This is a genomic window from Thalassospira profundimaris (genome assembly GCF_003326755.1).
Taxonomy (GTDB): domain Bacteria; phylum Pseudomonadota; class Alphaproteobacteria; order Rhodospirillales; family Thalassospiraceae; genus Thalassospira; species Thalassospira profundimaris_B.
Window position 1 is genome coordinate 15,198 of the sequence record NZ_JPWH01000005.1, and the last position, 26,364, is coordinate 41,561.

Here is a 26,364-nt window from a genome sequence, read left to right on the forward strand (position 1 = left end):
GGGGCAATACCGGTTTCGTGATGGCCCGATAATTCCGCATCATAATACCGATTTATGGGTGACACTTCCCTTAGACATTGGTCGATCCCGGTGGAACAACCGCGCTGCGCGCAAAATATGAACATCAAGGAAAGATGGGAATTGGGACCACGGCCAGTTGGGCAACTGGCTGAGAAAAAGAAGTGTATCGCGCCATCCGTTTTTACCAAAGGACGAATTTTAATCGCCCCTCTCAAGACAACGTTACAGCTTTGAAAAAGCGGCTCTATCCCTGCAACGGCAGGACTGAAAGGCAAGGAATGCAGCCCTGCGACAGCAGGACCGTGAGAGCAGCCAGAACATATTTGCCGCCTCGCGGTGTGGGCACAAACCGGAGGCGGCGAAAAAGGGGTGTTCTTTACACCGGCAAAAGTCACGCGTGGCGGTTCAACTCCACGGCCCTTTTGCCAAAAACAGCATCATCCTTTTTAATGAGTGATCCGACTGATTTCGTCTTTTATTTCCAGTTTGCGCCGTTTCAAACTTGTAATGCGCGTTGGATCAGGGGACGGTCGAGTTTGCTCTGCATGGAGCTCCTGCTCGAGCGTGGCATGTTTGGCAGTGAGAGCTTCGATATGGGATTGAACGCTCATTCGCCTACTCCTCATTCCTGACATTACCCACACCAAAATGGTAGTAATTCTGTAACGTGATTGCCAGTCTTTCCGCGCATGTTTTGTGCAATTTTATAGGCTGGCGGATAATAACCTGTCGTAAAAACCGGGATTATCGACCGATTTTCAGTAACTTCGCCGCCCCATATCCAAATGTGATTTTCTTCACACAAAGTTGCGGGTGATCATACAGCCATGCCTGGTCTTTCACGGTATAATCCTGACAGGCGCAAATACAGAAGCTGTAAAAAGACATTATTTTCAATATGTTAACCAAAATGGCACAAGATTTTCAATAACAGGGCCCTCAAGGATTCCCCCGCCTTCATCGCACGATATTTAAACGGATTTTCCACCCTTCCCTGCCAACTCCACCCCTTGATGTGACGAGTCGCGGATTATAATCAACCCAAAGGCGCGCCAGCACAGCCTCCCGCATGCTGCCCCGTCAAACGCGCGCACACCCCCAAATCAAAAAAGGATCAAAAATGTGACGGAAATTTACGCCTCGACCCGTGCCAGTTGACCAATCAGAAAGCGCAGGGCGTCGTTACATTCGTCTTGGCTCAGGTCAAACCGGGTGGGGGAAAGGTAGGCTCGCATCGGGGCGGTGCGATCCTGATTGGCCGGAATGACCTCAACCGCCGCGATCAGAATTTCCTGCTCCAGCCTTTCGGCAACCAGCTCATCCTTTTTTAGCTGTTCACGCAGGGCCTGCACGCCAACAGAAGGGTCATCCCGCAAATACCGCCGGGTTGTGCGCAAGGGCGTAATGACATTTTCCCGCCAGGCTCGTACCGCATCTTCCAAGGCGGAAATGCTGTGCGGGGCCTTGTCCTGCAAACCAAGCCAGGCCAGGAACAGCAGCAAATTAACATCCAGTCCGCATTTGTCCTGCAATGACAGGCACATAGGGGCAACACCCGGCCGCCCGTAAAAGGCAACCGTAAATTTCCACAATGCTTTGGCGTCCATTTTGCTCGGCCCTGGTTTTCCTGCCATCAGGGACTGTAACGTTCCTTCGGCATTTTTGTCTTTTTTACAAGTCGATAGTAACGCAAATCCCGTTCAATGAACCTGATATTTTCGGGGAAATCGCCAATTATAACCAAGGATTGATATAAAACATCACGCCGTCACCTTGAGAACCTATAATTCAAACCAAACATCATCGGGTAGACAAGGGGGACCGCCGTCCGTGTGGGCCTTGCTGTTGTTCTAGACAATGAGGGTGGGGAAAATGTTCAACTTCATGCAAAAACGGTCCCGGAAAACGGGGGATATATCACTTCCTGGCGAGATTGAGCCGATCCGCAACGACGACAATCCCGGGCCGGAAACAGCCGAAAACGCCGAATATATTCGTGTTCTGAACACCGATTCACGTTTGGCAGGTCTTTCAGAAGACAGTTTCCGTTTCAACGGCAAAAACGCGCATCTTGTTCTGGTTCTTGTCTCCCCGTATCTCGATTTTGCAGACATTACGGCCAAAATCCGTCGGTTAAGTGCCGGCGCCCAGGTGGTTGCGACCACGACGGCCGGAGAACTTTGCAACACGACCAGAACTTCGCAAGAGAGATTATATTGTGCCGCCAAAGACGGATGGGACAATGTCGTTATCCAGGTGTTCGGCCCGAATGTTTTTGACCAGATTTCGATCCACAGCATCAATCTGGCAAATGCCGACATCAGATCGGGCAAGCCCTCAAAGTCACATGACCAGCGTGTCAAAGAAATTGAACAGAACCTTCGGCAGGTGCGCGTTCCTTTTGATATTGATGCCCGCGATACTTTTGCCATCACCCTTATTGACGGGTTGTCTGCTTCTGAAAACTATTTCATGGAGGCCGTTTATAAATGTAACCGTTTCCCGTGCATCTTTATCGGCGGCTCCGCAGGCGGGAAGCTTGATTTCCAAAAGACACTGCTCTTCGACGGTAAACAGGTCCTGGAAAACCATGCTGTTATCATTTTTGCCAAAACCACCAACCAGGTCCATTATGGCATCCTGAAATCGCAAAATTTCAAGGCCACGGGCAAGTCACTTGTTGTGATCGAAGCAAGTACCGAATTGCGCCAGGCTAAATCGGCCGTCAATGTTGATACACTCGAAGTCATTCCAATCATTGATGCCCTGTGCGACATGATGAAATGCCAGCGGCAGAATTTGGAACAAAATCTTCACGGATATACTTTTGCAGTGCGGCTCAATGGTGAATATTTTGTCCGCTCCGTTGCCGGAATTGATTTTGAAGCCAATGTCGTCAACTTTTATTGTGACGTCAGCCCGGGCGATGAACTTCATTTGCTAAAAGCAACCGATTTCACCCGCCAAACCCGCGAGGACATGGCGGATTTCCTGAAAGACAAGCCCAAGCCCATTGCAGCCATCCTGAATGACTGCATTTTGCGGCGTCTTGGCAATCAGAATGCCCTTTCCACACTGGATGGCGCATGGGACATTCCCGTTGCCGGGTTTTCGACATTCGGCGAACTGCTCGGGATCAATGTCAACCAGACACTAACTGCCATCGTTTTTTTCCAGGCTGACGAAAACCGCGAATTTCGCGACAGTTACGTTCATGACTTTCCGCTAAGATATGCCGGATTTTCACGCTATTTCACCGAAACGCGCCTGAAACGCCAGGGGCTGATCAATGATATGCGTCAACTCCTGATTGGACGCCTGACCGAATTTATCGAAAAATCGTCCGACCAAAGCAGCCAGTTGGACCACATCGTCAGTCAGACGGGTGAACTGCGCGAAAGCGTTGAAAATATGCAACAGGACATGCACAGCCGAATTCAGTCCGTCGCACAATCCGATCAACATGGCCTTCTTGAACAGGAATTCACGAAGGTAACGAGCGTTGTTCAGCGCCTGAACGACATTGTCGGCATTATTGATGGCATTACCAGCCAGACCAACCTGCTGTCGCTCAACGCCACCATCGAGGCCGCCCGCGCCGGAGAAGCGGGAAAGGCATTTGCCGTCGTCGCCAACGAGGTCCGGTCGCTGGCCTCGGATACAAAATCAACCCTCGAAAAGACCCGTGAGTCCCTGACAGAAGTTGAACAGTCAATGGGGATCCTCGGCCAGCATATTGCTGCCTCCGAGGAACGTCTTTCACGGGCCTCAAACGATTACGACGAGATTTTCGGCCAACTGGAGGCACTGTTTGGCTCCTTCTCCGAGATCAACCGCGTGGTTGGCGAAATCGGAAACATGTCACATGGTCAAAAATCCGTCATGGAGCAGGTCGAAGCCGATCTGACACGCCTGCGCCATATTGACACCTAAACGGTTTTTGCGGTTTTCCTGACTTTGGGCGGGGTGCCCATATAGGCCCCCAGCCCGATCGCGGTCGAAACCATCGTTTCGCCGGTATCCACAAGGCGCGGACCGGTGATAACGTCGGCCATTGGCACATCAACAACGCGGCGCTGCTGCCAGGCAACAACCCGGTCAAACTTGCCCTGCGCAATCAGGTCAACGGCGTGGACCCCAAAGGTCGATGCGACCAGACGGTCACGCGGGGATGGCGTGCCGCCACGCTGCAAATGGCCCAGCACCGTCACACGGGTTTCCCAGCCGGTGCGTTCGCCCAGTTTTTCCGCCAGCCAGTGCCCGACCCCGCCATAGCGTGCCTTTTGTCCGTCATGACCCGAAATTACGGCGTCCCCCGTATCGGTTTTAATTGCCTCGGCGACAATCACCAGGGCATGGTTGCGCCCGCGCTTGCGAATATTCAGGCAATGTTGCGCCATATCTTCCAGGTCATAATCCATTTCCGGGATCAAAATCACATCCGCGCCCCCGGCAATGCCGGCAAACAGGGCAATATGCCCGGCATCGCGGCCCATGACCTCCAGGATCATGATGCGTTCATGCGAGGCCGCCGTGGGTTGCAACCGGTCCAGCGCATCCACGGCCACATTGACTGCCGTGGTAAACCCCACCGAATATTCGGTATGGGCCAAATCGTTATCGATGGTCTTGGGAATCCCCACCAGATTAATGCCGCCTTTTTGCGCCAGTTCGCGCAAAATCGCCATGCTGCCATCCCCGCCAATGCCAATCAGGGCATCAAGCCCCAGGGCTTCATATCCGGCAATCACTTCGTCAGAGCGATCGGTAAAACTGCCATCGGGCATGGGATAATGAAACGGATTGCCCTTGTTGATCGTCCCCAGAATGGTGCCGCCCAAACGTAACATGCCGTCATTATTGACATAATCATTCAAGGGAACTACCGCAGGCGGACGCTGCAAAAGGCCGTGTGTGCCCTGTCGGATACCAACCACATCCCAGCCATATCCCAGTACGGCACGGCGCACCACCGCCAGAATAACGGCATTCAGCCCGGCACAATCGCCACCACTGGTTAAAATTCCGATCCGCATCAGACTTCTCCCGTAACGGTTTGTCATCGCCTTTATGAAACAGACGATGGGGGCAGCACAATATTCATGTGGGTTCGTGCCCGCTTTCTGATAGTATGACAGGCTGTTCGCGTCGACAAAGAAGCTGGATCAAAAATGGATGAAATCAATCAGATCGAGATTGAAAAAAAATTGGCTGCTCTGCGCGAGGAACACCGTGATCTCGACATCGCCATCGCCGAAATGGCAAGCAATCCGCGCCACGACCAATTGCGCCTTATCCGCCTGAAAAAACGCAAACTGGCCCTAAAAGACGAGATTCGTTACGCCGAGTCGCAAATCCTACCCGATATTATCGCCTGATTATACGGTTCAGTTTCTCGCAAAACCTTGCTGCTGACCGCATTTTTTGGGTTGTGCAACGGACTGATAGAGCCCGCCCCTATGGTATGGCGCGGCCCAAAACAATTGTGTTTGTCGGCATTCGCCAGGGAAGTTTAGGCGGATTATTCCGGGCTGGGTGCAGGTTGCATGCGCGCCAATGAATAACGCAATTCGCGGTCAACCCCACCCATCACCGTGGTCAGCGATTCACCGGGGCCGATCTGATAGACCCCGAACACCAGGCGGTAATCCACTGGCTGACCATCCCAAAAATAGGACGCCCGATATAGCCGGTCACTGATTGCCTGGGTACGGCGCCAGCCCTCGGCGGCATCCACGTTATAAAGCAACGCGGCAAAGTCATTACAGCCCAAATAACCCAGCTGATGGGGTGGCTGGATATAAAGCCGCAAAAATTCGGCCAGTTGCGCAATCATGGCATCCTTGCAGGATTGACCATAGGTCTTTGAAAGCACATCCAGATCGGCAATTTCGCATAGCAACAGACAACGCGGTAAGGCGGGCGGCGGGGAAACCGCAATTTCATTTTCCAGAATCTGCATGAAAGACGGACGCGACAACAGGCCGGTAAACGGATCCTGCACCGATTTACGCGCCAATTCCTGCTGATGTTTTTGCACGGTTTCAAGCTGCGTCACCAGGGTATCAACCCGGGACATCAGGCGCGACAGGGCGCGCTCCACCGCCGGTGTTATCTGATCGGACGGAATCCCCAAAAGATTGGCCGCATCCATCGGCGCCCGCCCGGAGCCCCCGGATGCCTCCTCACCAGAAGCCGATCCCTTATCGCCAGAATAATCCTGACCGGACGAGGAAGACCCGCCACCATCTGGCGTGGCGCGACCATATGCCTGGGCGGCCTGAACGGCCTGTCTTGCGGCGGGGTTCCGTCCTTCGGAACCGGCACCGTAGGATGACAGTGTCATCCTGGGTTCTGAGACTTTCATGTCCGGGTTCTCGCGCTACCTGCGTTCTGGAACGACCCGACTGGCATTGTTCCATATTGAATAATAATACAATCAGAAGTTAAAATCCATTGCCAGAATACTATACTGACAGATATTCAACCCTTGCGAGGGTGCCCGCAGATTCCGGCGAAAATATGAGCATTTTGGATCACCCCTGCCCCGTTGCCGTTTTTATCGTCATTTCCCGACACAGAGTCGCGTCACGCTTGCATGCCGGGGCGACCTCCCTATAATGCGGCCTTCACAAAATACAGCCTCAAGTCAGCAGAGAAACGGAGCCCCATCATGAGCGAACCCCGCCCGGCAATCGGCATTATCATGGGCAGTCAGTCGGACTGGGAGACCATGAAAAATGCGGCCGATATTCTTGATACGCTGGGGGTCGCCTATGAAACGAAAATCGTTTCGGCCCATCGCACCCCGGACCGTCTGGTCGATTATGCCAAAACCGCGAAATCCCGTGGCCTGAAAGTCATTATCGCGGGTGCTGGCGGTGCCGCCCATTTGCCAGGCATGACAGCAGCCATGACACCGCTTCCGGTTCTGGGTGTTCCGGTACAAAGCCGCGCGCTCAAGGGCATGGACAGCCTGCTTTCCATCGTGCAAATGCCCGGTGGTGTCCCGGTGGGAACCCTTGCCATTGGCGCCGCCGGGGCAAAAAATGCCGGGCTGATGGCCGCTGGCATTATGGCCCTGATGGATGACGCTCTTGCCGGGCGCCTGGATGCCTGGCGCCAAAGCCAGAGCGACGCAGTTGCCGAAGAACCGGTTGACCCGACAAACTAACCCCGGAAACGCTATGGCGCATCCCCGGGTGCGCCGTTTTTGCATATGTGTATTTTCATGCGGGCGCGATATAGTGCGCACCTGACTGGCCGTTCCGATCCGAGGATTTTATGACAAACGACTTTGACAAACGCATCATTGCGCCTGGCAGCACCATTGGCATTATGGGCAATGGGCAACTGGGCCGCATGGCCGCCCTGTGTGCGGCCGAACTGGGATACCGCGTCCATGTCTTTGGCCCCGGAAAAGACAGCCCGACCGAACAGGTCTGCGACAGGGCCACCGTAGCGGATTATACCGATTTCACTGCCCTGAAGGAATTCGCCAACAGCGTTGATGTTGTGACATTCGAGTTTGAAAATGTCCCCTATGATGCGGTCAAGCTGCTCTCGGGTATTGTGCCGGTCCGTCCGGGTTGGCAGTGTCTACATATTTCGCAAAACCGCCTGCGCGAAAAAACCTTTTGTAACGAACATGGCATTGGCACGGCCCCCTTTGCCGCCGTGCGGTCGCTGGCTGACCTTGAAGAGGCCGTTGCCAAACTGGGCCGCCCGTCGGTTTTGAAAACCACCGAAATGGGGTATGACGGCAAGGGGCAGGTTAAAATCACCGATGACACCAACCTGGCCTCGGCCTGGGTGGATATGAAGGACAGCGAAGCCATTCTGGAAGGCTTTGTTGATTTTGAACGCGAACTTTCCGTGATCGTCGCACGCGGGATTGATGGCAAAATGGCCTGTTTTTGCCCGGTGGAAAACCGCCATGCCAACCATATCCTTGATATGACCATTGCGCCTGCGCAAATCCGCCCGGCCTTGCGGGCTGAGGCCGAAAAAATTGCCAAAATCCTGGCCGAGAAAATGGAATTTGTCGGCCTTCTGGCGGTTGAAATGTTTGTCACCCGCGATGGCAAACTGCTGGTTAATGAAGTGGCCCCGCGTCCGCACAATTCCGGCCACTGGACGATTGATGCCTGCGTCACCAGCCAGTTTGAACAATTCATTCGTGCGGTTTGCGGCCTGCCGCTGGGCGACCCGGCCAACCATTCGGATGCGGAAATGAAAAACCTGCTGGGCGAGGATATCGAGGCCTGGCAGGCAATTTTGTCCGACCCGGATGCCAAACTGCACCTTTATGGCAAGGCCGAAGCCAAACCGGGCCGCAAAATGGGCCATGTGACCTGGCTGCGCCCGGCAAAGGCGAACAAACCGACCAAGTAAACAGCCCGAAACAACGTCACCAGACAATCTACCTCATCCTGATACCCCGCCTTCCCCTGGCGGGGTATTTTCTTTGATCAACAGGATGATCGCAAAAATAACGACAAAGACCTGCTGCCTCCAAATTTCCGTTTCCGCTGCCGATGCCTCTTTTACCGGCCCGTCAAACAGGCGGCATAATCTGCCTGCCAAAACTGGCATTGCTTTTGCTCTTATCACGGCAGGTTCTTTTTAAGGCGACGGACGATGCAAAAACTTACCGCCCTTCTGGCACTTCTTTGCGCAATCATTCTGGCACCGGCAGGTCACGTAACGATGGCGCGGGCCAGCTCCATCAATCCCGGTGCTGCCGGTTTTCCGACAGTCAATCGCGCCGATCAGCTTCAGTTCGGGGCGATGGCGGTGGATCTGTTTGGCATTCGCGCCCCGCAGCCCGGTACGGTTTGCCGGGCGGAAGGCATCACGTTTCATTGCGGGGATGCCGCCGCCCAGGCTGTGCGCCGCATTATCCAGGATTACGCCGTTTCGTGCGACAAGGTATCTGACAGCCAGCTTTTCCCGATGCTGACCGAATGCCATATCGGCCAAAGCGACCTGAACCGCCTGATCCTGCGCGCTGGCTGGGCAATGGTGGATATGAATGTGTGCGAGAGCGATCCGCGCTGCAAAACCTATATCGCCGATCAAAATTTTGCCCGCGACAACCGCAAGGGCATGTGGCTGGGCACCCCGCCCGAAAGCCTGCTTGTCGCCACCCGCAAGCCCGAGACCAAAACCGCGCCAGGCACCAAGGCTGCAGCCCGCAATGCGATTTTCAACGTCGATCTGGCCGCCGAAATGAAGGCGCGTAATGCACCGGACCGCACCCTGATCAGCTTTTTGATGCCCTGATCTCGCAATAACAACAGGCTTACATCGTCCGCCCCCATAAAAAGCCCCGCTACGCAATCCAGTCGCAGCGGGGCTTTATGATTTGAATGAGCAAACAGGGGATAACCGCTTATCGCGCCCCGCCAAACTGGCGGGCAATGCGCCCCGGTGTCGGAATGCACGATGCAATTTTTTTACCAACACGAAAGCCCGTACCCGCGACTTTGCCTGCTTTGCCCAGGCTGGATTTCACCTTGGGGATCATCATCACATTCCCAATACGGCGATCCATGAATGCCCAGGTGTCCTTATGCCCGTCCGATGTATCGTCCAGCCAATACATCAGGGTCGATCCATAAACCCCGGCCAGAAGCCCGCGTTTGGTGTACCAGTTATGATCGGTCGAGGTATCGCCCGCCGCCTGCCACATCATATCCACGGTTTTTGCCGTCATCCGCAGGCTTTTGGGCAGGTTTTGCGGCAATGACAAATGCGCAACTGCCGCCCGCACCGCATCCTTGTAAGGCTCCACCAGATCCAGCCGCACGCGAATGGCCGCCGCAATACGATCGCGAATTTTCATCGATTTGATGTCCATCGCCGCCAGCCGGTCCATCATGTCGCGGTCCGTCAGGGCGACAAAATGTTCAATCACCTGCCCAATCCCGGCTGGAAACAAACGCTCCACCTCCATTTCCGGCCAGCCCAGATCATCACAGGCCGCACGCAACGTGGTTTTACTCCAGCCATCAAACGCAACATGCTCCAGGGCGGCGCGCACCAATTGGTCGCGCTGCTCGGCAATACGGGCAAAACTTTCCTCAACGGACATGTCAATTCTCCTGTTGCGACTCATTGCGGCCCGAAACATCCGGCGGGTCGCGGCGTAATTCGTCGGTAAAGCCCATCAGGCTCATATCTTCCATACGTTCGGGATACATGACTCCGATCAAATGATCATATTCATGCTGAACAACGCGGGCATGAAAACCGCTGGCAATTTTTTCCACCGGTTCGCCATTTTCATCAATCCCGCGATAGCGAATTTTATCCCAGCGCGGCACATAGCCCTGAAAATCGGGAATCGACAGGCACCCTTCCCAGCCGCCGACCTTTTGCGCATCATCAAGCGGTTCGATCTCCGGGTTGATCAAAACCGTCAAGGGTATTTCCCCGTCATCATCACCCTTGCCTGCCCGAGTGGGCGGCACAAAAAAGATCATCACGGCCAGGGACTGAAACACCTGCGGGGCTGCCAAACCAACACCGCCCGCATCACTTAATGTTTCGATCATATCGGCAACAAGGCGTGTGATTTCAGGGTCATTGGGGTCTTCCACCCGTTCTGCCACCTTGCGCAAAACCGGGTGCCCCATCCGGGCAATTTTTAATATCGACATGGCATTTTATCCGATCACACCCTTTTGGGGGCCAAAAACTCCCCCATATATAAGGGGCAAAACCGTACCGGGCAAACCTTGTACGCGATCTTGCAAGCTGCCCCTTTCCTTTTTCTTAACTTTGCACTATATAACAGCCACGGTCATTGGTGGCCGCATTAGCATCCGGTTGGCACATCTGCCTTCCGGCTTATTGTGTATTATTGAAAGGAGCGTGGTTTCCGTGCAGGTAATCGTTCGCGACAACAATGTCGATCAGGCTCTGAAGGCGCTTAAGAAAAAGATGCAGCGCGAGGGCATTTTCCGCGAAATGAAACTTCGTCGTCACTTTGAAAAGCCGTCGGAGAAGAAAGCGCGTGAAGGGGCGGAGGCAATCCGCCGGGCTCGCAAGCTGGAGCGTAAGCGCATCGAGCGCGAAGGCTTCTAAAGTCTTTTTCACTTTCGGGGTTCCTCGAACGTGACTGCACGATCGAATTTAGTACGCTAAATTCGGACCCGTGCGCCAAACCCGCCTCGGAGCAATCCGGGCGGGTTTAGTTTTTCGATATCCCGGCCAAAATCAGGGGCCTATCAAGAACCGGTCACGCAGCCTTGCAGATCGAATTGCCACCATCGGCCAGCATGGCGGTTCCGGTAACAAAACTTGATTGATCCGATGCCAGGAACAAGGCCGCCCTGGCATTTTCTTCTGGCTCGGCCATCCGGCCAAGCGCATGGAACTTTTCCACCATTGCCCGTGCTTCCGGATCATTGGCATAGCTTGCGGCCATCGGGGTATCCGTTCCGCCCGGCAGCAGCGCATTCACGCGCACATGGGCCCCGCCATATTCCACTGCCAGACATTGCGCCATGCCAATCAGGCCCATTTTGCTGGCGGCATAGGCCGTCATACCCGGCAGTCCGATGGTATGCCCGACAAAGGTGGACGTAAAAATAACCGATCCGCCACCCCGCCGGGCGATTTCGGGCATTTGATACTTTGCCCCCAACATCGCCGAGGTCAGGTTGGTGCGCAGCGTCTGATCCCAGTCGTTTTGTTCGATATCGACCAGCGCCCCGGGCGATCCCAGCGTCCCGGCATTGTTAAACCCGACATCAAGCCCGCCATATTCCCCGATGGCCGCATTAACCAGCGCCTTGGCGAACGCCTCGTCACAGACATCGCCTGCAAGGGCAAAGGCCTCGCCACCCGTAGCGGTAATTTCACCCGCAACCGCATCAAGCCGGTCAGCATTGCGCGCGCCAAGCACAAGCTTCGCCCCCTCGGCGGCAAACAGCCTGGCCGATGCGGCACCGATCCCGGAACTGGCTCCGGTGATAATCACAACCTTGTCCTGAAGTAACATGATCTTTCCCATCTATCTGGCACCGGCCCGAAGGCATGTGGTGCAATTAACGATGGTGGAAAGTTATGCCTGGCCCCGAAAATCTGCTCGCCAGTTTCGGACGCGACGTTTTAAGCGTATTCAATGCCCCGAAACCTGGCCGAACCCAGGCCCCGCATATAATCTCGCGTGGCGGGTATTGTGGTTTAAAGCCAGGGGCACCGGGCCAAGATACCATTGCATCAAAATGCGAAGGCGCTATCTTCTCCCTAATAGCTGACATGCCTGATCACAGGAGTATGACGTGCCATCTCACCTCCCGACACGGCCTTTGCCAAACACCGGCAAATTGCACCTTTTGCGCCCCCTGCTGGGCACGGCATTGGTGATGACACTGGCCATGTTCATACCGGACAACACCGCCTTGGCACAAAGTGCATCCTCACAGGCAACGCCAGCGGCAAAGACCGCAACATCCGATGCCGCATCCACATCCGGGGCCCCGTCAGATGCAACCGGCAGCAACAAAACCGGCGATACCGGCACGGCAAAAACCGCAGCACCCGCCCCCGCCCCGCATTGTGACAGCGACCATATGTCGCTCTGTGAAGATACCAACGAGCTGATCTGGTCCAAGGGCTTTGCCGACAAGGTCGGCACCTTTGTCGGCCCCGGCACGGCAAGCTGGCTTGCCGATCATGCCAGCCGGATTGACCAGATGATCCAGGTATTAAGTGGCCCGCCGCAGATGCGGCAAAAAATCGGTGATGATCTCTGGCTTTATGGGGCCTGTCGCGCACATAGCTGCCCGGAAAAGGGTGCGGTGATTGTCACCAACAAGGGCGAGATCACCGCAACGGCCATTTTGCATTTTGCCTGTACCAAGACATGTCAGGATGACTATACCCTGACCATCCTGGGGCCCAAGGATGACAAAACCCTGACCGATGCCATCAAAAACTGGGCGCAAACCACCATCGATGACGATGCCCGCGAATTTAAAAAGGCCAGCCCGCCCAAAATTGTGACGGTCGAACATCTGGCCCCCGGTGCACCAGCCAAAGACACATCAACCGACAAATCGAAAAACACTGACCAAGCTGCCCCTGCTAACAAAAAATCCGCCCCGGCACCGACAAAATGACCCCGATGACCTAACCTTTTGGCGCGGTATCCCCCGGCCACAGCCAGCGAAACAGACCGTCAATCATCCCGGCCTTGTCAGCCTTGTCCGCAACGGGAACAGCCCGCACCAAAAGGCCAAACTGGGATCGGTAAACGGTGTAAACATCCTGCGTTGAAATATCGGTATAGGTCGAACTGCCATATTCGGCGTCGACCAGAAAATTCCACGGCACCAGCCAGCTACTGACCGATCCGCTATATTTGGATGCCAGATTATAGGCCCGGTGCTGCCCGCTATTTTGCGCCTCGATATCGGAAAACCGGCCTTCGAGCCGTTCCAGCCGGTAGCGCGCATCCATACCCAAAATATTGGCCCAGGGTTTCAGCTTCACAAACTGCGCGTCCATGCGAAACTGGTCGCCATAAATCACATATTTGCGCGGAATATCCTCGCCGGGCAGGCGCAAATAGGCATTGAATTCCTCTTTCCCCACCGGCTCGAACGTCACCGTCGCCACCGGCACTTCATCGGTCAGGCGGGTATAGGTCAATACAATCCCGAATATCGACAGGGCCAGTGCTACGGATAGCAGCACAATCGCAAACAGGGATATTCTGACAACACGGATTTTCAAACCACACTCATCCCATCAGCTTCAAAACCGGGACCAGTGTCACCCGGTCTGATTTTACAAACAAGCCCGAATGACAATACGCCAAACTGCCCAACAGCCCCAAACCACCGTGATTTGAACGAACTCCGCTCCTGTTTAAGGCTCGTCTTTAAATGTCTTACAAGTTATGGATGATGTAATGGGCTTTCACGATATACTATTAAGACATGATGATCGAAAGGTAGAGCCTTGAGTTTAGAAACATGGCTGGCATTCACAGGCGCGTGCATCGTGTTAACGCTCATTCCCGGTCCCAGCGTCCTGTTGGTCATCGGGCAATCCCTTACGCGGGGGAAAAGGGCTGCAGTCATGTGTATCATGGGTGATGTCATCGGCAGTATTGTGCTTATGGGCCTGTCCTTTGCCGGTGTAGGCGCAATCCTTGCAGCCTCTGCCACACTTTTTCAAATCGTCAAATGGACAGGGGTAATCTACCTTGCCTGGCTGGGATACAGACAAATTGCCGAAGCCCGCCAAACCCCGACAACTGACACAGACGCAACCACCAAACCCGCCGGGGCAAACCAACCCCATTCCGCCTGGCGCAGCTTTTGGGCTGGCACCATAACCGCCATCCTGAATCCCAAAGCCATCATTTTTTATATGGCCTTCCTGGCACAGTTCATCAATCCACAGGCCGACTTGGCGGCACAACTGGTTATCCTGACCCTGACATCCAGCCTTGTTGTCATGGTGCTTTTAACCGGCTATGCACTGCTTGCGGCACGCGCCGGACAGATATTTCAAAGCAGGCAGGCCCAAAAGCGCATTGGATATGCAGGCGGCACATTCATGATTGGCGGAAGCGTTTTAATGGCAACCACCCGCTAACGCCCTTTGCCTTTCATCGGTCAGCAGGCTTTCGCAAAAACCTTGCAAGCGCTTCACCGGGCTAAAGCGATTGGTCTTTAAACAGCTACGCTCTCAAACGTCGCACGGGTAATCTGGAAATAACGACACACCTCGTCGCGCTCCCGGGCGGAGGCATAATGGCAGCGGTCATCGGCCTGCGACATGCCCCAGCACCGCATCACGCCAAAGGATGCGGCATTTTCAGGCTGTGCACCGGCTTCGATCACATCGACATCCAGCATGTCAAACCCGGCGGCCAGCACAACCGGGCCCATTTCACGCAAATAGCCTTTGCCCTGTGCATCCATGCCCAACCAATACCCGGCCTCGCCTTTTTTGGGGTCATCGGCATCACGAAAAATGCTCACCCAGCCGATAACCGCATCTGTCGCCCGTTCCACAATGGCCAGGGGCATCATCTTGCCGCTCTCGGTGGCATCGCGCTCGCGCAAAATCCGGGCACGAGCCTTCTCAACAGTAAATGGCAGCGACCACGACGCCAGCCAGCGTGAAATTTCCGGCACCATCAAGGCCGAAATCTGCCCGGCATCCGCTTCCTGCACACAACGCAGCGTCAAGCGGGGTGTTTCAAGGATACAATCGCGAAAATCCGGCATGATCATCCTCCGATGCGGCGACAAAACAGAACAGGCTACAGCGAATTTCACACATCATGCCACCCGGAGCGAGCGATTTTGTCGATGCAAAAAAGGGCAGCCCGATGGACTGCCCTTTCCGTTACTGTTTGATCAGCAAGATCAATCACGCATCCAGATGTCCGACGATTTCCTCGCACATCTTTTTGGCATCACCAAACAGCATCATGGTGTTGTCCTTAAAGAACAATTCGTTCTGGATACCGGCATACCCAGCCGACATGCCACGTTTGATGAACAGCACCGTTTTGGCCTTTTCCACATCCAGAACCGGCATGCCAAAAATCGGCGATGACGGGTCGGTTTTGGCGGCCGGGTTGGTGATGTCGTTTGCACCAATGACAAAGGCCACATCGGCGGTGCCGAAATCACGGTTGATTTCATCCATTTCGGCAACGTCTTCATAAGGCACGCCTGCTTCGGCCAGCAGCACATTCATATGACCCGGCATACGGCCTGCGACTGGATGAATGGCGTAACGCACCTTCACCCCTTCTGCCTTCAAAAGGTCGGCCATTTCGCGAAGGGCATGCTGCGCCTGGGCCACCGCCATGCCATAACCCGGCACGATGATGACGCTCGATGCGTTTTTCATGATAAAGGACGCATCATCCGACGAGCCCGATTTTACCGGACGGTCGGCATCGCCCCCGGCAGCGGCAGCACCACCGGCCTCGGCCCCAAAGCCACCCAGGATGACATTGAAGATCGAACGGTTCATGCCCTTGCACATGATATAGGACAGAATCGCCCCCGATGCGCCCACCAGCGCACCGGTAATGATCAGCGCGTTGTTTTGCAGGGTAAAGCCAATGCCGCACGCCGCCCAGCCCGAATAGGAATTGAGCATGGAAACAACAACGGGCATATCCGCCCCGCCAATCGGAATGATCAGCGTGATGCCCAGCACAAGCGCCAGCAGGACCACCACCCAGAAGGCAAAATGGCTTTCGGTCGAGACAAAGATGATGCCGACCACCACAATGGCGATGCCAATGGCAAGGTTGAGCATATGCTGCCCGGCAAATTGCACCGGCGTGCCCGATACCAGGCCCTGCAACTTGCCAAAGGCAATCAGCGAACCGGTAAAGGTAATGGCGCCAATGGCAACACCAAGGCCCATTTCAATCAGGCTGGCTGGGTGAATAGCACCCACCGTGCCGATGCCGTAGGCCTCTGGCGAGAACAGGGCCGCCCCGGCTACAAACACGGCGGCCAGACCAACCAGCGAATGAAAGGCCGCCACAAGCTGCGGCAGTGCCGTCATCTTGATTTTAAGGGCAATGATGGTGCCAATCGCCCCGCCAATCAGAATCCCCACGATAATCGTGGTGTAAGACAGCACTTCTGGCGAGGCCAGTGTGGTAAAAATCGCAATCGCCATACCGGCCATGCCCAGCATATTGCCGGTCCGGGCGGAATCAGGCGAAGAAAGGCCGCGCAAGGACAGAATGAAGCAGACCGAGGCGACCAGATACAGGAAAGCCGACAGGTTTTCCGACATGATGTTTCCCCTTCCCTACTTCTTTTTCTTGAACATCTGCAACATGCGTTGCGCGACGATAAAACCGCCAAAAATATTGATCGATGCCAACACCACGGCAACAAAGCCCATCACCTTGGAGATGTTCATATCCATCGGGCCGGACGCCAGAAGCGCGCCGACAATGATCACTGATGAAATGGCATTCGTCACCGCCATTAACGGCGAATGCAGGGCGGGGGTGACTTTCCACACCACGTAATAGCCGACAAAGCAGGCCAGGACAAAAACCGTCAGGCCAATCACGGTGGGGCTGACCCCGCCCGAGGATGCGGCATGAGCGGCACCACTGGCAACGTCATGCGCGCCAGAGGCAAGCTGGTCGGCCAGTTTTGCGGCCTTTTCCGCCAGACCAAGCGCGGAATCCCGCAGCTCGTTGGCAGATTGTGTGACAGTCTGATCAACCATTTTCTGCCTCCGTTTCCTTATCGGCTTCACCACCAAATTTCGGATGAACCATTTTGCCATCCCGGGTCAGCATGGTTTCGGCAATGATCTGGTCTTCACGGTTAAAGACCATTTCCTTCTTCTCGCCATCCACCATCAGGGTGACGAAATTCAGCAAGTTTTTGGCATACATCGCGGTGGCATCAGCCGCGACAGAACTCACGATATTGGACGGCCCCATAATTTTAACGCCATTTTCCGTCATCGTACTTTCGCCCGGCTTCACCCCGGCAACATTGCCACCGCGTTCAGCCGCCAGGTCCAGAATGATGGAGCCATTTTTCATGCCCGCCACCATGTCGGCCGTGACAATTTCAGGTGCCGGACGGCCGGGAATAAGCGCCGTGGTAATCACGATGTCGGTTTTTGCCAAAACTTCCTTGAGCTTGGCTGCCTGCTTCTTTTTATAGTCGTCAGACATTTCACGGGCATAGCCCCCGGCGGTTTCCGCGCTGGCGGCATCGTCATCCTCGACCTCGATAAACGTCCCGCCAAGGGATTGCACCTGTTCCTTCACCGCCGGGCGCACATCAAAGGCGGAAACCACCGCACCCAGACGTTTGGCCGTGGCAATGGCCTGCAAACCGGCCACCCCGGCCCCAACCACGACGATACGGGTGGGCGCAAGGGTACCTGCTGCTGTCATCATCATCGGGAAAATGCGGCCAAATTCATGGGCGGCATCAATCACGGCACGATAACCGGCCAGGTTGGATTGCGAGGACAGCACATCCATCGACTGGGCGCGTGAAATGCGCGGCACCAGTTCCATGGCAAAACTGGTCAGCCCGGCCTCGGCCATTTTGCCAATCAGCTCTGCCCGGTCATAGGGTTCGATCAAACCAATTACCGTAGCGCCCTTTTTATAGGCGGCAAGTTCGTTGGTTTTCCCCTCGACCATTGGCGGGCGCACCTTAAGGATGACATCGGCATCCCCTGTTGCGGCCTTTGCCGTTTTGGCAATGGTTGCCCCGGCCTCAACATAGCGATCATCGGCAATGGATGCGTGTTCGCCTGCACCGGATTCGATCACCACCTCAAATCCCAGACCCGTATATTTTTTTACGGTATCCGGTGTGATGGCAACGCGCTTCTCACCGGGCCATATTTCCCTTGGAACGGCCAGCTTCATCGCGTCGTACCTCCTTCCCTTTTTTAACAATCCTGTCTGGTATGTTGGCATTTCTTATTGTACCGCCCCTGTTTCCGGGGCTTTGGTATTGTTTTGTTAAACCCTTGTCCGGCAGGCCGGTTTCACACCCCTGGCAGCATCGTCGCCATCGCAACCATCGCTGCAATACCAGAACGATCTTTTCCCGTATGGCGGCAAAATGCAACCAGGGATGAAAAAAGGCGGTTCCTCTGCTCAAACAGAAGAAACCGCCCGCTTTCCCACCACGCTTTCCGAGGCAATAAAGCCTTGGTGACAAACCGGGTCCCACCCGCCAGTGATGCTCAGGACAAACATTCACCAGCGCCCCGCTTTGTCTGCGTTAAATGCAAGATGCGACTTTCCTTTCACGATCTCAACAGCAAAACCTGACAAAAATAGCGATTAACTGTATTTCAGTTTACATTCAGATTTTATCACCATGTGCGAAAAACCGCACACACCTTCTCCCCTGCGGAACAGGTGTCATTCCAATACGAAAATAATTAACCTGCTGTTTTCGCTCATTTTCCAGCCCGACAATGTAACCTTGGATATTTAAATTTTAAAACAAATACACCCAAAGGTTTCATTCATCGTAAAATTCAAGCACCCTAAATCTATGTTTTCCTAGGAAAACCATGCCCCTCGCAACACAAGTTCGTGCCGAAAATCACGACAGCAAATGGGCATACCGAATTTTGCCTGATAACAGAAACGGGGAAAAAACAGCCCGCAGCACGAAGGTTGCTGGCGAATCGCGGCAAGTATCGTGACATCACAAACCGGCTGACGTGTCGTCAAACAAATCCGGAGTCTTTTCCGAAATCAGGGACTTTCTTTACACGGGGACAGATCATGAAACAGAAAAGCCGCCTTTTACATGTGGCACGTATGGCAATCGGCTTGTGGGGCGCAACCGCCCTTGCACCTGCCAATGCACAAACCTTTTTTCCCAAAGACGTTGATCAAAGCCAATGCAGTCTTGGCACCAGCGAGTTTGAAACCTGGATCACCCTGCCAATGTTTGGCCTGACCAGCCCGGTTTATGATGAAACCAGCGGCATGCCCTATATCTTTCCGGTCAATGGCCCGGATTTTGCCAACACAACCGCCAATCACTGCGACTTTTACAAATGGGGCGCACAGATGTTTCTGTGGATGACCTCGACCATCGATGACATCGGCAAGCAACCGGCGAAACCGCAATATCCGGCCACCCTGCCCTTTGTGTTCAACACCGAATTTTTCTACCGCCTGTCAAACGACCAGACCAAACTGCTTGCCCAGGGTGAAAATGTTCAAAGCGACAACCTGGCGATCAGCCTGCGGACCGCCAAAAATGACGAAGACGAAAGCATCGGCCAGGCCGGTGGCAATGGCGTGTTGCTGACCCAACCACCCGCCGAAACAGGCAAGCAATCCTCGCTGACCTATTATGGCATTCATACAAACCGGCAATATGACTATTTCCTGAGCCTTTATAAAAACCTTCTGTCGGGCAAGACCAAGGGCACCCCGCTGGCATCGCAATTCCCCACCACGGCAGCGGAAACCTGCGCCATTTTGAAATATGCCGAACAAAACAACTATGTTGAAAAGGGTCTTATACCGACCTTTATCGAGAAGAAACTGTGCCCGAAAAACGGCAATGATACAGCAGTGACGGCAACCGCAGCCCCGGCCGCGACGGCCCCGGGATCATCGATCATTCCGCAAATCGAACCGGCGGTTGATTTCCTGTCACTGGCGGTCGAGGTCAAAACAAGCTGGGTCGAGACCGCATCCCTGCCCACAGGCAGCAAGAACAAATATATCCGGCAAAACCTGCAAATCCCGATCTATGATCGCACCAACCCCAATCACTGGACCGTCAAGGACTCCGCAACCCGTGAAATGGCGCTCGTGGGTATGCACGTTGTTGGCACGGTGAAAGGCCACCCGGAAATGATCTGGGCCACCATCGAACACGAAAACAACGCGCCCAACGGCCTTTATTATTACATGAACGACAAAAAGCAGGTCGTCGCGGTTTCCGACCCGCAAACCAAAACCGGCTGGACTTATTCCAACGGCGACATTGTTGATACTGTCACTGAATATGCCAAGGGCTGCGATGATTCCACAATGCCCGCCGGTTGCGTCGCCAAAAGCGACATTGTCAGCGCCGATGGCAATGATCCCATCGCGCCATCCAATGTAACCCGCCTGAACCCGTGGGGCATCAAACAGGTGCCAACCACGACAACAACCGATGCCGTTTCGCAAACCACACAGATCATTTCGCTCAACCGGGATGTCAAACGCCACCTGAAGGCCCAAAGCCCCACGGACCCGCGCCAGTATTATTTCCTGAGCGGTGCGGTCTGGACCAGCGATGGCAGCATTCCCGAAAAAAGCACGGCAAAGGCCATTACCGGCTCGCCCATGCTGGCCAACACCTCAATGGAAACCTTCGAGCAAAGCTCGGGCTGCTTTGGTTGCCATAATACTTTCAAGTCGCCCAACGGCCTGAAAATCAGCCATATTTTTGAAGGCATCAGCCCGGACCTGCCGACGGTTTCTGGCAAATAGGTCCCGGCTTTGGTTGATAAAAACAGCGGGGCCGGATCATAACGATCCGGCCCCGTACTCTCAGCTTTATTCTTGCCAGTTATTCCGGGTGTTCCAGCCCCACCTTTTCAAGGGCTTCATTCTGATTTTGCGCCAATTTGGCAACATCAAAATCCTGCACCAGATCATGGAAAATCCGGTACCAGTTCACCTTGGCATCCAGCCGTAAAAACACCGAACCAAGGCCCACAGCCGCCCGGTCCACCAGCACGAATTCGCGCGGCGGCTTCACCCCGCCAAGGCGACGCAATTCCGCATGGACCTTGCCGGCCACCTCCGCCCCATAGGCCACCGAATTGCTTTCTTCCATCTTGCGTTCGCGGTCATCAAGCAACGGCCCATACACAAACCCGGCCCAGATATTCAGCACATCAATCAGTTCGTTTGACAGATTGGTAAAGCCCCAGCTTTCATAGGCCGCCACCGCCCGATCCCGGTCATTATCGCGCAGGGCATGATACAGCGAAATCACCGCCTCGACAAAACCTGGCTGGAACACCCGGATACAGCCAAAATCCAGCAAATTGACACTCAGATCATCACGCAGGGAATAATTGCCCAAATGCGGGTCGCCGTGAATGACACCATATTTATAGAACGGTACATACCAGGCCCGAAACATGTTGAGTGCGACCTGGTTGCGTTCCGCCTCGGACGGGTTCCGGTCAACAAAGGCCTGCAATTTGCCGCCCTGAAGCCAGGTCATGGTCAAAAGGCGGCGCGTTGTCAGATCAATTATTGGTTCGGGCACATGCACATTCGCTTCATCGCGCAACATATGCCCATAAAGCGCCATTTGCCGCGCTTCACGTTCATAATCCAGTTCTTCACGCAGGCGCGCGGCAAGCTCCAACTGGATATTTTCCGCATCAATCGCGCTGTCATAACGCCGGTAAATGGCAAAGGCGGCACGAAGCTGTTTTAAATCGGCCTCGACGGTTGCGGCCATGTCGGGATATTGCAGTTTGCAGGCCACGTCACGGCCATCAGGCAGGCTGGCCTTATGCACCTGCCCCAACGATGCGGCCGCAGCAGCATCCTTGCCAAAATCGGCAAATTTATCCTGCCAGCCAGCACCCAGTTCGGTGCGCATCCGGCGTTTGACAAACAGCCACCCCATTGGCGGGGCATCGGCCTGCAAACCCGCCAGGGCATCGGCATAATCGCGCGGCAAGGCATCGGGAATGGTCGATAATATTTGCGCCACCTTCATCAGCGGGCCTTTCAGCCCGCCCAGCGCGGAGGTCAAATCGGCGGCATAACGGCCATGATCCACCTCGCCGCCGAAAACCTTGCCCACCGCAAGGCGCGTCGCCAGTTTCCCGGCAGACGCACCAACGCGGGCATAACGACGCACCCGCCCGCCAAAACGATTATCTTCGGATTGGCGAAAATCGTCGTCGTTATCATCGCTCATCTCAGGAAAGCTCCTCCAGCTCGTCAATCAGGCGCTTGATCATATTCAGCCCACGCTGCCAAAAGGCCGGGTCCGACGCATCCAGCCCGAACGGTGCCAGCAATTCCTGGTGGCGCTTGGTGCCACCGGCTTTCAACAGGTCAAAATATTTCTGCTGAAAGCCCTCTTCGGAATGCTGATACACGTCATAAAGCGAATTCACCAGACAATCGCCAAAGGCATAGGCATAAACATAAAACGGCGAATGGATGAAATGCGGGATGTAAGACCAGTAATATTTGTATTCCTCGTCATAGCGGATCGCATCACCCAGACTTTCCTTTTGTACGTCCAGCCAGATCTCGCAGATCTCATCCACCGTCAATTCTGCCTCGCGGCGTTTGGCATGAACACGTTTTTCAAACTCGAAAAACGCAATCTGGCGCACCACGGTGTTGAGCATATCCTCAACCTTGCCCGCCAGCATGATGCGTCGCATCTTCGGATCGGTTTCAGCGCGCAGCATCGACTGGAAGGTCAGCATTTCACCAAAGACCGATGCGGTTTCCGCCAGGGTCAACGGCGTATCGGACAGGAAATAGCCCTGTTCGCCTGCCAAAATCTGATGCACGCCGTGGCCCAGTTCATGCGCCAGCGTCATCACATCGCGGGTTTTGCCATGATAATTCAGCAACAGATAGGGGTGGACAGACGGCACGGTGGGATGCGCAAACGCGCCCGATGCCTTGCCCGCACGCGGCGGCACGTCAATCCAGGGGTTATCAAAAAACCGCTTGCCAATCGCGGCAAGATCGCCAGAAAACTCGCCATAAGCCTTCAGCACGGTTTCACGCGCCGTGTCCCAGGCAATTTCGCGGTCGTCATCTTCAGGCAGCGGTGCATTGCGATCCCAGTAATCAAGCTGATCCACACCAAACCATTTGGCTTTCAGCTTGTAATAACGGTGCGATAAATCACCATAGGATGACGTCACGGCTTCACAAAGCGCCTCCACCACATCATCTTCCACCTGGTTGGACAGATTGCGCGCACTGACCGGGGTGGCAAAACTGCGCAGGCGGTCGTCAATTTCCTTGTCTTTGGCCAGGGTATTGGTGATGTGGGCCAGCAATTTGATGTTTTTGCCCAACACATCGCCAATGGATTTCGCGGCAACCTTGCGGTCCTCTACCTTGGTCGAGGACAGCATATTGGCCGCTTCGGACATCGTCAGGTCCTGACCATTAATCGGAAAGCGCAATTCGGCCATCGTCTGGTCAAACAGACGGATCCACGCCCCCGAACCGGCCACTTCGCGTTCGTGCAAAACCTGTTCGACTTCGTCGGAAAGCTGATGCGGGCGGAAAGACCGGTTTTCATCCAGCCACGGGCGATAACGCGCCAAATCGGCACTTTCATCATATTTCGTCTGCAGGGCGGCTTCCTCGATCCGGTTGAGCTCCAGCCCGAAAAACAGGGTAAAGCTGGAAATCGTGGTAAGCTGTTCGCGCACCCCCTGATAAAACTGCCCAATCGCCGGGTCGCTGCCATCCCCGGCATGAAGCAGGCCCGCAAACGAACCAATCCGGCCGCAAATTTCAGAAATGCTTTCATATTCGGCAATGGCACCGGCCAGCGCATCGCCCGACAAACCGGCTAGTTTACCCTGATATTCCTTCTGGAATGCCTCCGAACGCTGTTTGGCATCATCAAGATCGCGGCGAATGGCCGGGTCTTTGGCATCCGCATACAAATCGCTCAGATCCCAGGTCGGCAGGTTCTTGTTTATCGCGTTCATTGGTCCTCCAGATCATTCGGAACATAAAAGTCTTTGCTGCGATATAAGACAAAGATATTTTCATCGCCAGCGCGAGCAGACAAAAAGATCAAAACACTTGATCTTGCGGCCATTGGCACATGCGCCGTAAAGCTTATATATATGAAAACAATAACAGGGAAACGCCATGACGAATTTGCAGGATTATGCCCAGTGGCAGAACTTGCCTTCGATGTTTTTCGATTTGGCTGCGAAAAATGGCGACAAGCCCCTTTGGTGGACCAAATCGCCAGATACGGATGAATTCGTTCCCACCACATGGCGCGAAGCAGCCCGGCAGGTCCGTGCCCTTGCCCGATCCCTTTATAAACTGGGTGTTCGCCCCGGTGATCGGGTGATCTTGCTATCGGAAAACCGCACCGAATGGGGCATTGCCGATTTGGCAATTATGTGTGTGGGCGGGTTAACCGCCCCGGCCTATTCCACCAATACCGAACGTGATCACTTGCATATCATCGAGGATTCCGGTGCGGGCCTTGCCATCATTTCCACCAAAAAGCTGGCAAAACCGTTTTTGCATGGTGCGCTGGATTCCGGGCGCTGTCGCCATGCCATCACGATCGAGGATTGGGGCCAAAATTTTGTCGGCGGCATCACCATTTCCAAATGGGATGACATGATCGCCCAGGGCGAGGCCCTGGATGACGATGTAGATGCGTGGGTTGCCAATATCAAACGTACCGATACCGCCTGTCTGATTTATACATCGGGCACCGGCGGCGCGCCCAAGGGGGTGATGCTCAGCCACGGGGCAATTCTGAACAATTGCGCCGGGGCGTTTGACATTATTGATGCACTTGGCATTGATAATGAAATATTCCTGTCGTTCCTGCCGCTATCGCATTCTTACGAACATACCGCCGGGCTTTATTTCCCCATCAGCCTCGGTGCGCAAATCTATTATGCCGAAAGCCTGGACAAACTGGCGGCCAACCTGGCCGAAGTCCGCCCGACCATCATGACGGCGGTCCCCCGCCTTTATGAAATGCTGTATCAGCGCATGAGCCGCACACTGGAAAAAGAAGGCGGTTTCAAGCTGAAACTGTTTAACCTGACGCTGCGTCTGGGCCGGAAAAAATACGAAGGCGAACGCCTGGGCCCGGTTGAATGGGTGCAAAACCTGGTGTGCGAACTTCTGCTGCGCCGCAAGCTGCGCCAGCGGTTTGGTGGCCGCCTCAAGGCAATGGTTTCTGGCGGCGGGCCGCTTAATTATGAACTGGGGGTTCTGTTTGTGTCGTGCGGTTTACGCATTTTGCAAGGATACGGCCAAACCGAATTCAGCCCTGTCGTGTCGTGCAACCGGGCGGAAAACAACAAATTGCGTACCGTTGGCCCGCCCATGCTGGGTGTTGAATGCAAAATCGCCCCGGATGGCGAGATCCTTCTGCGCGGGGAAAGCCTGATGCAGGGTTACTGGAACCTGCCCGAAACGACGGCGCAAACCATCATTGACGGCTGGCTTCATACCGGCGATATCGGCCAGTTCGATGAAGAAGGCAGCCTGATGATCACGGACCGCAAGAAGGACATTATTGTCAATTCCGGCGGTGACAATATATCCCCGCAGCGGATCGAGGGGCTGCTCACCCTTGAAACCGAAATCGCCCAGGCAATGGTTTATGGCGATGATCAGCCCTATCTGGTTGCCATTCTGTGGCCCGAAGAAGACGTCATGCGCGAATTTGCCCGCACCCACGGTGTCGAAAACAAGATCGAAATCCTCTCGGAAAATGAAGAATTCCGTAAAATGATCCGAAAGGCCATTGATCGCGTTAATACAAGGCTTTCCACCATTGAAAAAGTCCGCAGCTTTGCCTTTGCCGACAGCGCCTTTAGCATCGATAACGCAATGCTCACGCCCTCGATGAAAATTCGCCGTCACAAAATCCGGGAGGCCTACGAGCATCGTCTCAAGGCCCTGTATCAGCGCAAACGCCAGAAATAATGCCGCCCCGCGTGAGGGTGTTTTTGCCCCTGTCGAACAAAGACACCCTCATTAACCCGCATAGTGCGGTCAATACACCTTACACGGCACTTGCATCTTGACCAGAACTTCCCAAA

At 54.6% G+C, this 26,364-nt stretch carries 24 protein-coding genes; 10 read left to right on the plus strand and 14 right to left on the minus strand.

All coding sequences use genetic code 11. The features are described from left to right. Nucleotides 1-467: 467 nt before the first annotated feature. Nucleotides 468-632 carry a YdcH family protein gene (locus TH25_RS07400; RefSeq protein ID WP_114087795.1) on the minus strand — a complete coding sequence of 55 codons (165 nt, stop codon included), beginning with the start codon at nt 630-632 and terminating at the stop codon, nt 468-470. Between the two features lie 522 nt (nt 633-1,154). Next, a complete protein-coding gene (locus TH25_RS07405) occupies nt 1,155-1,628 on the minus strand; it encodes a TIGR02444 family protein (RefSeq protein ID WP_114087796.1) in 474 nt (157 codons plus the stop codon). Between the two features lie 265 nt (nt 1,629-1,893). On the opposite strand from TH25_RS07405, the gene TH25_RS07410 reads away from it, so the two are divergent. Next, a complete protein-coding gene (locus tag TH25_RS07410; protein WP_181847458.1) occupies nt 1,894-3,954 on the plus strand; it encodes an FIST N-terminal domain-containing protein in 2,061 nt (686 codons plus the stop codon). Here TH25_RS07410 and TH25_RS07415 read toward each other — a convergent pair. Beyond that, on the minus strand, nt 3,951-5,057 hold the full coding sequence (locus TH25_RS07415) for an ATP-dependent 6-phosphofructokinase (protein ID WP_114087798.1): 1,107 nt from the start codon (nt 5,055-5,057) through the stop codon (nt 3,951-3,953). The two genes, TH25_RS07410 and TH25_RS07415, sit on opposite strands and share 4 nt — an antisense overlap. A 135-nt stretch (nt 5,058-5,192) precedes the next feature. Between TH25_RS07415 and TH25_RS07420 the strand changes: the two genes are divergently transcribed. After that, nucleotides 5,193-5,399: a YdcH family protein gene (locus TH25_RS07420; protein WP_114087799.1), complete on the plus strand. Its 207-nt coding sequence runs from the start codon at nt 5,193-5,195 to the stop codon at nt 5,397-5,399. Nucleotides 5,400-5,542: 143 nt separating this feature from the next. Here the strand turns inward: TH25_RS07420 and TH25_RS07425 are convergent, their stop codons facing one another. Continuing rightward, nucleotides 5,543-6,367: a GGDEF domain-containing protein gene (locus tag TH25_RS07425; RefSeq protein ID WP_181847460.1), complete on the minus strand. Its 825-nt coding sequence runs from the start codon at nt 6,365-6,367 to the stop codon at nt 5,543-5,545. 327 nt (nt 6,368-6,694) lie between these two features. Here TH25_RS07425 and purE point away from each other — a divergent pair, with 327 nt between their 5' ends. The 3 genes from purE (at nt 6,695) to TH25_RS07440 (ending at nt 9,306) form a co-directional block, all read left to right on the plus strand. Further along, nucleotides 6,695-7,195 (plus strand): 5-(carboxyamino)imidazole ribonucleotide mutase, encoded by a 501-nt coding sequence (purE, locus tag TH25_RS07430; RefSeq protein ID WP_114087801.1) that lies wholly within the window; start codon nt 6,695-6,697, stop codon nt 7,193-7,195. 110 nt (nt 7,196-7,305) lie between these two features. Further along, nucleotides 7,306-8,415, plus strand: a complete 1,110-nt coding sequence (locus TH25_RS07435; protein ID WP_114087802.1) for a 5-(carboxyamino)imidazole ribonucleotide synthase — start codon at nt 7,306-7,308, stop codon at nt 8,413-8,415. Between the two features lie 246 nt (nt 8,416-8,661). Next, entirely contained in the window at nt 8,662-9,306 is a 645-nt protein-coding gene (locus TH25_RS07440) for a thermonuclease family protein (protein WP_114087803.1), read from the plus strand. Nucleotides 9,307-9,415: 109 nt separating this feature from the next. On the opposite strand, the gene TH25_RS07445 is transcribed toward TH25_RS07440, so the two are convergent. Then, entirely contained in the window at nt 9,416-10,117 is a 702-nt protein-coding gene (locus TH25_RS07445; RefSeq protein ID WP_114087804.1) for a COQ9 family protein, read from the minus strand. Nucleotide 10,118: 1 nt separating this feature from the next. Beyond that, nucleotides 10,119-10,685, minus strand: a complete 567-nt coding sequence (def, locus tag TH25_RS07450; RefSeq protein WP_114087805.1) for a peptide deformylase — start codon at nt 10,683-10,685, stop codon at nt 10,119-10,121. 223 nt (nt 10,686-10,908) lie between these two features. On the opposite strand from def, the gene rpsU reads away from it, so the two are divergent. Further along, nucleotides 10,909-11,112, plus strand: coding sequence for a 30S ribosomal protein S21 (rpsU, locus tag TH25_RS07455; RefSeq protein WP_008891676.1), 204 nt, complete (start codon nt 10,909-10,911; stop codon nt 11,110-11,112). Between the two features lie 154 nt (nt 11,113-11,266). Here the strand turns inward: rpsU and TH25_RS07460 are convergent, their stop codons facing one another. After that, complete coding sequence (locus TH25_RS07460) at nt 11,267-12,031, minus strand: SDR family oxidoreductase (protein WP_114088002.1); 765 nt, start codon at nt 12,029-12,031, stop codon at nt 11,267-11,269. Nucleotides 12,032-12,314: 283 nt separating this feature from the next. On the opposite strand from TH25_RS07460, the gene TH25_RS07465 reads away from it, so the two are divergent. After that, complete coding sequence (locus TH25_RS07465; protein ID WP_147252995.1) at nt 12,315-13,154, plus strand: hypothetical protein; 840 nt, start codon at nt 12,315-12,317, stop codon at nt 13,152-13,154. Between the two features lie 10 nt (nt 13,155-13,164). Here TH25_RS07465 and TH25_RS07470 read toward each other — a convergent pair whose 3' ends face one another. Continuing rightward, nucleotides 13,165-13,770, minus strand: coding sequence for a hypothetical protein (locus TH25_RS07470; RefSeq protein WP_181847462.1), 606 nt, complete (start codon nt 13,768-13,770; stop codon nt 13,165-13,167). Nucleotides 13,771-14,040: 270 nt separating this feature from the next. On the opposite strand from TH25_RS07470, the gene TH25_RS07475 reads away from it, so the two are divergent. Further along, complete coding sequence (locus tag TH25_RS07475; protein ID WP_220151365.1) at nt 14,041-14,640, plus strand: LysE family translocator; 600 nt, start codon at nt 14,041-14,043, stop codon at nt 14,638-14,640. Between the two features lie 77 nt (nt 14,641-14,717). Here the strand turns inward: TH25_RS07475 and TH25_RS07480 are convergent, their stop codons facing one another. From TH25_RS07480 to TH25_RS07495, 4 genes are all read right to left on the minus strand, one after another. Then, on the minus strand, nt 14,718-15,278 hold the full coding sequence (locus TH25_RS07480) for a GNAT family N-acetyltransferase (RefSeq protein ID WP_181847464.1): 561 nt from the start codon (nt 15,276-15,278) through the stop codon (nt 14,718-14,720). A 145-nt stretch (nt 15,279-15,423) separates the two neighbouring features. After that, the gene (locus TH25_RS07485; protein ID WP_114087809.1) at nt 15,424-16,821 is read right to left on the minus strand and encodes an NAD(P)(+) transhydrogenase (Re/Si-specific) subunit beta; all 1,398 of its coding nucleotides are present in this window, start codon (nt 16,819-16,821) and stop codon (nt 15,424-15,426) included. A 15-nt stretch (nt 16,822-16,836) separates the two neighbouring features. Continuing rightward, nucleotides 16,837-17,268, minus strand: a complete 432-nt coding sequence (locus tag TH25_RS07490; protein ID WP_114087810.1) for an NAD(P) transhydrogenase subunit alpha part 2 — start codon at nt 17,266-17,268, stop codon at nt 16,837-16,839. Beyond that, nucleotides 17,261-18,439, minus strand: coding sequence for a Re/Si-specific NAD(P)(+) transhydrogenase subunit alpha (locus TH25_RS07495; protein ID WP_114087811.1), 1,179 nt, complete (start codon nt 18,437-18,439; stop codon nt 17,261-17,263). Before TH25_RS07495 ends, TH25_RS07490 begins: the two co-directional genes overlap by 8 nt. 876 nt (nt 18,440-19,315) lie before the next feature. Between TH25_RS07495 and TH25_RS07500 the strand changes: the two genes are divergently transcribed. Further along, on the plus strand, nt 19,316-21,031 hold the full coding sequence (locus TH25_RS07500; RefSeq protein ID WP_114087812.1) for a hypothetical protein: 1,716 nt from the start codon (nt 19,316-19,318) through the stop codon (nt 21,029-21,031). A 79-nt stretch (nt 21,032-21,110) separates the two neighbouring features. Here TH25_RS07500 and TH25_RS07505 read toward each other — a convergent pair whose 3' ends face one another. Both TH25_RS07505 and TH25_RS07510 read right to left on the minus strand, forming a co-directional pair. Further along, nucleotides 21,111-22,487 carry an ABC1 kinase family protein gene (locus TH25_RS07505; RefSeq protein WP_114087813.1) on the minus strand — a complete coding sequence of 459 codons (1,377 nt, stop codon included), beginning with the start codon at nt 22,485-22,487 and terminating at the stop codon, nt 21,111-21,113. A 1-nt stretch (nt 22,488) separates the two neighbouring features. Next, nucleotides 22,489-24,264 (minus strand): M3 family oligoendopeptidase, encoded by a 1,776-nt coding sequence (locus tag TH25_RS07510; protein WP_114087814.1) that lies wholly within the window; start codon nt 24,262-24,264, stop codon nt 22,489-22,491. Nucleotides 24,265-24,430: 166 nt separating this feature from the next. Here TH25_RS07510 and TH25_RS07515 point away from each other — a divergent pair, with 166 nt between their 5' ends. Beyond that, nucleotides 24,431-26,248 (plus strand): AMP-dependent synthetase/ligase, encoded by a 1,818-nt coding sequence (locus TH25_RS07515; RefSeq protein ID WP_114087815.1) that lies wholly within the window; start codon nt 24,431-24,433, stop codon nt 26,246-26,248. Nucleotides 26,249-26,364: the final 116 nt, after the last annotated feature.

Coding starts and splice junctions, on each gene's coding strand:
- TH25_RS07400 (WP_114087795.1), bottom strand. CDS start 632: ATGAGCGTTCAATCCCATATCGAAGCTCTCACTGCCAAACATGCCACG.
- def (WP_114087805.1), bottom strand. CDS start 10,685: ATGTCGATATTAAAAATTGCCCGGATGGGGCACCCGGTTTTGCGCAAG.
- TH25_RS07445 (WP_114087804.1), bottom strand. CDS start 10,117: ATGTCCGTTGAGGAAAGTTTTGCCCGTATTGCCGAGCAGCGCGACCAA.
- TH25_RS07415 (WP_114087798.1), bottom strand. CDS start 5,057: ATGCGGATCGGAATTTTAACCAGTGGTGGCGATTGTGCCGGGCTGAAT.
- TH25_RS07435 (WP_114087802.1), top strand. CDS start 7,306: ATGACAAACGACTTTGACAAACGCATCATTGCGCCTGGCAGCACCATT.
- purE (WP_114087801.1), top strand. CDS start 6,695: ATGAGCGAACCCCGCCCGGCAATCGGCATTATCATGGGCAGTCAGTCG.
- TH25_RS07495 (WP_114087811.1), bottom strand. CDS start 18,439: ATGAAGCTGGCCGTTCCAAGGGAAATATGGCCCGGTGAGAAGCGCGTT.
- TH25_RS07460 (WP_114088002.1), bottom strand. CDS start 12,031: ATGTTACTTCAGGACAAGGTTGTGATTATCACCGGAGCCAGTTCCGGG.
- TH25_RS07490 (WP_114087810.1), bottom strand. CDS start 17,268: ATGGTTGATCAGACTGTCACACAATCTGCCAACGAGCTGCGGGATTCC.
- TH25_RS07480 (WP_181847464.1), bottom strand. CDS start 15,278: ATGCCGGATTTTCGCGATTGTATCCTTGAAACACCCCGCTTGACGCTG.
- TH25_RS07425 (WP_181847460.1), bottom strand. CDS start 6,367: ATGACACTGTCATCCTACGGTGCCGGTTCCGAAGGACGGAACCCCGCC.
- TH25_RS07405 (WP_114087796.1), bottom strand. CDS start 1,628: ATGGACGCCAAAGCATTGTGGAAATTTACGGTTGCCTTTTACGGGCGG.
- TH25_RS07440 (WP_114087803.1), top strand. CDS start 8,662: ATGCAAAAACTTACCGCCCTTCTGGCACTTCTTTGCGCAATCATTCTG.
- TH25_RS07515 (WP_114087815.1), top strand. CDS start 24,431: ATGACGAATTTGCAGGATTATGCCCAGTGGCAGAACTTGCCTTCGATG.
- TH25_RS07420 (WP_114087799.1), top strand. CDS start 5,193: ATGGATGAAATCAATCAGATCGAGATTGAAAAAAAATTGGCTGCTCTG.
- TH25_RS07485 (WP_114087809.1), bottom strand. CDS start 16,821: ATGTCGGAAAACCTGTCGGCTTTCCTGTATCTGGTCGCCTCGGTCTGC.
- TH25_RS07410 (WP_181847458.1), top strand. CDS start 1,894: ATGTTCAACTTCATGCAAAAACGGTCCCGGAAAACGGGGGATATATCA.
- TH25_RS07510 (WP_114087814.1), bottom strand. CDS start 24,264: ATGAACGCGATAAACAAGAACCTGCCGACCTGGGATCTGAGCGATTTG.
- TH25_RS07505 (WP_114087813.1), bottom strand. CDS start 22,487: ATGAGCGATGATAACGACGACGATTTTCGCCAATCCGAAGATAATCGT.
- TH25_RS07500 (WP_114087812.1), top strand. CDS start 19,316: ATGAAACAGAAAAGCCGCCTTTTACATGTGGCACGTATGGCAATCGGC.